Source organism: Streptomyces pseudovenezuelae (assembly GCF_029892565.1).
Lineage (GTDB): Bacteria > Actinomycetota > Actinomycetes > Streptomycetales > Streptomycetaceae > Streptomyces > Streptomyces pseudovenezuelae_A.
In genome coordinates this window covers 22,740-28,739 of sequence record NZ_JARXVH010000042.1, presented here as the reverse complement: position 1 = coordinate 28,739, position 6,000 = coordinate 22,740, and the positions used below count along the sequence as shown (strand labels likewise).

Here is a 6,000-nt window from a genome sequence, read left to right as displayed (position 1 = left end):
AATGGCGACCATCGACGCCCAACCGAACGGTAAGCCGGATCACCACCATCCCTCATGCCATGTGAGCTGCAAAAAGAGGATGTGACACAGCTTCTCAGCGGCCCCGCCGGAGGAAGCGCCGCCGTCGTTCCAGTCCCGGTAGAGGTCTTCGAGGTAGTCCAGCCGGGCGGCCGCTTCGTTGCTGGCGACCTCCGCGGCGAACCCGGACTCCGATGTCCCGGCATACCCCTCAAACATGACAGTTCGGGCATGTTGGTACTGTCGTGTTCCGGCGACGACGCCGAACGGCTGGTGCGCGATATGCCAGGCCACAGTCCTTCGGAACTGGACCGTGGTGAAGGCCCACGGCACACCCTCGCCGTCCTCCGCTGCAACTTCCTCGGTGTCGGCGTCTTCCTCTCCGTCGGGGTCGTCGGCGTCCGGGTCATCATCGAGTTCGACCGCGCTGGTGTCGTTGGGGACGAACAGCCCCTCGTCGGTGCTGAAGAGATCATTGAGGTGGTCCCTGAAGCGGCGGAGCCGTCCGGGGATGGCCCGCATCAGTGCGAAGCCGGTCTCCCGAGGGCCCCAGCCGAACAGGTACTGCGGGCAGTTGTTGATCGCCCGGAGCACCTCGATGGCCTGGTGGACGATCTCCAGCACGACCCACTCGGCCTCGTCCCCGCTGAGCTTGCGGTGCTTGTAGACGCGTCCGCGGATCTTGTAGCGGAGGCGGCCGTCGTCGCCCGGCTCGGTGAACGCGCAATCCCGGCTGAGTTCCCGCACTACTGGCGGGAGGGAGTTATTCCGACCGTGCACTATTCCCTCAAGAACCCTTGCCTGTGGCGGGGTGGCATCAGCTGCTTATTGACTACTAGCCAGAAGGGGAGTCAGGCGCAGGCGTTGCCGGAGCTCGACGTCGCCGTGGTGGTCGCAGCTTAGTGACGAGCACCCATTGGGCGCGCCACTCGAACAGTTGGTCTGATCGATGGTCGGGAGGGGGACATTCCTCACCATATTCATCCCAGGAGAGCAAAGTGCGCACGAGCCACATCAGTTTGTCCGGGCCAACATATTTGGCGTTGAAGGCGGCACTCTGCGTCGCGATCGGCAGGACTGCCTTTTCCCCGAACAACTGCTTCGCTCGAGCTTCGATCACCCGCATCGACGGGTTGCCTCGCTCCACCCGCAGTTGCCCCAGGCGGCCCGCCATCCGCCTCAGCTCGTCCTCGTAGTAGCTTGATCCACCTTCGGACGACTTGCCATCCGACTGGGTAGCGTTCACAGCTGTAACTGCCTTGATGTGAAGGCGCGGTTGGGCCTCTGACGGTTCGCCATCCGACGGAGCTGCGCTCGCGGCAGGGGCTTCCTTGACTCCATTGCCCTTGCCTGCTGGCGGGGCCTCGAAGGACTCCAACGCCTCCAGGACGTCCTGGACACGGGAGATCTCGGCGCTGATGTCCTCACGGCGGCGCATCAGGATCTCTAGCTCGCGTCTTCCTTCCTCGACCGTGTGCCTGGCCTCGCGGATCGCCTCCTCCTTGAGCTCCTCGGCCTCCCGTACGAGCGCCCACTTCTTCTGCTCGGCCTCCTTCAGGAGCAGCTCGGCCTTCTTCACCGCGGCGATGCGGACCTTGCCCGCCTGCGAATTGGCCTCCGAGACCAGCTCCCCGGCCTTCGCCTGCGCCTTGGCCAGCTGCTCCTCGGCGGCCTTGATGAGCGCGTCGCAGCGGTAGCCGGTCGACTTCATGCTCTCCGCCGACTCACGGCGAGCCCGCTCGTGCAACGCCTCGATCTCGCCCACGCGCGCGTTCGCCTCAGACACCAGCCGGTCGGCCTCCTTTCGGGCCGCGCCCACCATGGCGTCGGCCTGAGCCTCCGCGTCGGCGGTGGTGTTGTGGGCCTGCTGCTGCGCCTCGGTGAGTAGCTTGCCAACCTCGGCCGTGATCTTCGTGATCGTATGAGTGGCCTTTGCCTGCGCCCCTTTCAGGTGCTCCTCCGCAGCCTCCGTCAGCGCGCCGCCCTGGTCTCCCACGTGCTCAGCCGTGCTCATCGGCCCATCTTGTCAGCGAGATCACCTGGCCGAATGCTCTGGACCGAACATCGCCGAATTCGACCGAACACGCCCGAACGGGACAGAACGCGGAGGTTGGGCGGCAGCATCTTTGCTGCTGTTCGGATCTCTGCAGATTTGTTCGGGCCATGCAGGTCACAGCTCTGGACACCTTCACCATCGAGGCATGGCAACCTCTCAAAATCGGCAGTCCGTCAACCCGTCTACCCCGGGCGAGCCCTCACCCGTCTCGCAGTCCTTCCTGTCCCTGCACAGCGCCGTTGTCCTACTCGCCGCGCTCCTCATCGGCATCATCATTGGCGGCCTCACCGTGCTCACGAAGGTCCCTGTAGCCGCCGCTGTCATTGCCGGAATGGCCAGCGCTGGTAGTAGCGTCCCCGTACTCCGCAACCTCATCCGGTGACCCGCAGCCATGGTTTTCACCGGTCGCGAGCCACCCACCAGCCGCCCAGCGTCGAACGATGTGTCAATTCTCCTGCCGCTTGTTGGCCTCGCCTTCGATGCGGGCGGCGAGGTATTCGGCCCAGTCGCGTCGGGCGTAGGCGACCCAGCGGAGTGCGGTGTGGCGGTGCATCCCGGTTACGTCGGCGAGGATCGGGCTGGGGAGATCGGCAGCGAGGGCGGCCAGTGCCGCGTTGCGGGCAGTGCGGACCGGGATGCCGTGGCGGCCCAGTTTCTGGGTCATGGCGTGCGTCGAGATTGGCTTGCCCGGGACCATGCCCGGGAAGAGCCACCGAGGCCCTGGGTGGCGTCGACTCCGCCCGCACCACCACCACGCTCGGCAACCTCCGCGACCAACTCGCAGACCACCAACACATCCCCGCAGTAGCCGACTTCCTCGACTACGCGGCCTGAGCCGGTACCAGGTCAGCACGGACGGCAGCCCGGCGAGCGTGTGCCATCATGACCCTGAACTCTTCCCCGCCGACGCGGGGGTATCGCCCTTGGACGCTGCGCGCCAGGGAGCGGAACATGCTCCGCACACGCGGAGGTGACCGCAGCAGACACCCCCCATGCCCAGGGAGAGAACCCTGTTTGGGGATCGGAACCGTTCATACTCTGGGCCCGTGAGCTTCCGCTGGTCCGCCTTCATTCGTCTCGCCACGCGATGGCTTGAGCGTCGCGGTCTACTGACGGGACGTCATGGCTCATCTGCGCACCCTTGTAGATTCTCCGGACCGATAGCGTTTCGAACCTTGGGGCGAGCTTGCTCGGGCTGCAGGGCGGTGGCTGGTGCTTCGCCACGGCAACAGATGGAGGGCGCCGATCGCAACCACGACTGCCGCGTGGCGCGGCAGTCCGTCGTTCCGGGGCCCGACTTTGGTGAAGTTGACTCACCAAGTACCTAATTGACGTTCCAATTCATTCCGAGCTCGTCGAGTTCCGAAATTTGATTGGGCGTCAGTCTTCCGTGGGTTCGGCGATCACGTACTCTTCGGATCCAGGGTCCGAGTTTGAATTCTGCTCCATCGGAGTCTGTGAATGTCTGCTTTGCCCGCATGTGCAGGCTGCCGAATTCCGCGTGGTAGAGGCGTGCGACGGCGAGACCCTGCTGCCAGGCCCGCTCAGAGGCTCGTATGTTCACCCCCAGGCCGTCGAGTGCCGCAGTGTGTTCGGCGTTGAGCCTGCCAGCGTCTATTGCACGGCGTTGGCGACACAGCCATGCTCCGAGGCGGACGTCACCAGTGGGCAGATGCTCGACGTGCTTTGCTGGCATGTCGAGGTTGCCGTGCCGGCTGTGGTAAGCCTGCGCTGCCTCGAAATGTCGGCTCCACGAGTCGTCCCGCAGGCTCCACGTCATTCCCAGAGCATCGAGTTCGGCACGCTTCTCCGGCGACATCCTCTTGTGCTTGATACGCCTGCCTACCAGCCACAGCCCCAGAGGGAAGCCTTCGGAGTCGTCCTGGGATTCTTCGACATGGTCGCGCGGGGCATGAAGGTGACCATGCCGTTGGTGGTAGGCGCGGGCCGCTTGCATGCCCTGCTTCCATTCCTCCGCGGTCATCGAGGTCCACACCATGCCCAGCTCGTCCAGCTCCTTCCGCCGCCGATCGGACAACTCTTCTTGCCGATCTCGCAGGCTCATGATCCAGACGCCGAGGCGGATCGGGTCGGGCCCGGGTGTTACGTAGCTGTGCGGGATGCGCAGGTCGCCGTGCTCGGCACGGTATTTGGCAGCGGCTTCGAGTCTTCGCGTCCAGCGCTCGTCAGGGACGTCCCAGATCATGCCGATCTCGTCGAGCTGGGCACGCCGAGCCGGGGACAGGCTGCCGTCGATGTTGAGCGTGCGGACCCAGCAGATCCACTGTCCCAGGGCCAGCCCGGACTCGGTGACGAAGTCAGTCCGGACCAGCAGGTCGCCGTGCTGGTCGGCGTAGGCGGCAGCCGCCCCGACATGCTCTTCCCACGAGGGGGTGGTGGAGCGGATCGCCTTCACCGTGATCGCCTGAGCGAACCGGTGGGGTACTGGTATGCCGTGAACCTGGAGCCACGCCGGCAGCTCCATGAGGGCTTTCCCGGGCTGGTAGTCCCTGCCCAAGTCGCGGCGCCGGGCCTCCAGCTCCGCGCCGAGAGCCTCGTCATGGGCAGCCAACGCGCTGACCACCTGCCAGACAGGGGCGTACGCGGAGCCTTGCAGGGCACTGACGGGGTCCTGGCCAGGTTCCAGCAGTACCGGGACAAAGATGTACGCCGTTTTGTCGGTCTTGCCGCCCAGGCGCAGCGCGCGGCCGATTGCCTGAACGGTGTCGATCGTGGACTTCCGGGGGTCGATGAAGGCGACACCGTCCACGGCCGGTGCGTCGTAGCCTTCCGAGAGGACCCGGGCGTTGGAGATGACCACCCGGTCGAGGCTCTCGTTCGCCAGCTTTCCGAGTTCGGCTCGACGCTGTGCCCGGTTTTGGGAACCGCGGACGAAGCCAGTCGTCAGCGTGTCCGCCAGCCCGAGCAACGCGTCCGCCGCGGGCAGAGTCTGGGCGAACCAGCGTGCGTCGGCCACCAGACGGTGATAGGTGAGCATGCGCTGGACCTTGAACTCGCGTGCTGCCCGCAGAACTGCAACCTGACGTGCCAGCATGGTCGCGGACATTGCGGATCGACCAAGCTGCAGGAAGGTGCTGGCGTCGCGCTCGGTGGCGAGTCGGTGCATCTCCTCGTCTGTGACGATGGAGACGATGAAGCGGTAGTCGGCCAGGAGTTTGCGTTCCCGGGCTTTCGCGAAGGTCAGCCGGTGCCCGACACGGCCGAAGACTCGTTCGTCGTCCATGCTGACGACCTCGGACAGATCGCCGTCGCGCACGCTCACCAGGCGTGGTGTCGCCGTCATGTAGAGGCGCTTGATCGCGGGCACCAGGTCGTCGTCGTGCAGGACCGACCACGGTCGGTTCTTGAGTCCGGCCGAGCGGTGAGCCTCGTCGACCACGATCAGTTTCCATGGCTGCACACCTGGGTACCGGTGTGAGTCGACTAGCTTCGGCAGGCTCTGATAAGTGATGGCCACGGTGCTGCGTCCCCGCCTCGTGCGCAGCAGGTCCGCCAGTCGGCCGGGGTCGGAGGTGACGTCGATCTGAAGGGCAGCCAGGTCATCGGCCGTCTCGCGGTCCGTTACCTCGCTGTCGCCACACACCGCGATGACGTGGCCCAGCGCCTCACGCCCCAGCGCCTCCAGCCAGGCGGAGAGCGCCTGGGCAATCAGGTCGAGCGTGGGAACCACGATCAGCACCGGCTCGGACGGTGACACCAACTGTGCTGTTTCGGCTCCGACCCGGGTCTTCCCGGTGCCGCACGCCATGATGTTGGTGACGCGTCTTGCCGAAGAGAGTTCTGCCTCCAGGTCCTTCAACGCCTCTTGCTGGTGTTGCCACATGGGTGGTGCTGTCAACGCCACTTTCGAATTCTCTGCTTTCGTCGTAGTGGGGGTGGGCGCCTCGTCGACGCCGTCTGCCGTG

3 protein-coding genes and 1 pseudogene are annotated in these 6,000 nt (G+C 65.4%); all 4 read right to left on the bottom strand.

The features are described 5' to 3' along the window. Window positions 1-39: 39 nt before the first annotated feature. Window positions 40-765: a hypothetical protein gene (locus tag M2283_RS50255; protein ID WP_280883345.1), complete on the bottom strand. Its 726-nt coding sequence runs from the start codon at window positions 763-765 to the stop codon at window positions 40-42. A 532-nt stretch (window positions 766-1,297) separates the two neighbouring features. Beyond that, window positions 1,298-1,990, bottom strand: a pseudogene (locus M2283_RS50250) (hypothetical protein); the annotation flags it as partial. A 529-nt stretch (window positions 1,991-2,519) separates the two neighbouring features. Then, complete coding sequence (locus tag M2283_RS50245) at window positions 2,520-2,738, bottom strand: hypothetical protein (RefSeq protein ID WP_280883344.1); 219 nt, start codon at window positions 2,736-2,738, stop codon at window positions 2,520-2,522. Window positions 2,739-3,398: 660 nt separating this feature from the next. Next, the gene (locus M2283_RS50240; RefSeq protein ID WP_280883343.1) at window positions 3,399-5,939 is read right to left on the bottom strand and encodes a DEAD/DEAH box helicase; all 2,541 of its coding nucleotides are present in this window, start codon (window positions 5,937-5,939) and stop codon (window positions 3,399-3,401) included. Between the last annotated feature and the right edge of the window lie 61 nt (window positions 5,940-6,000).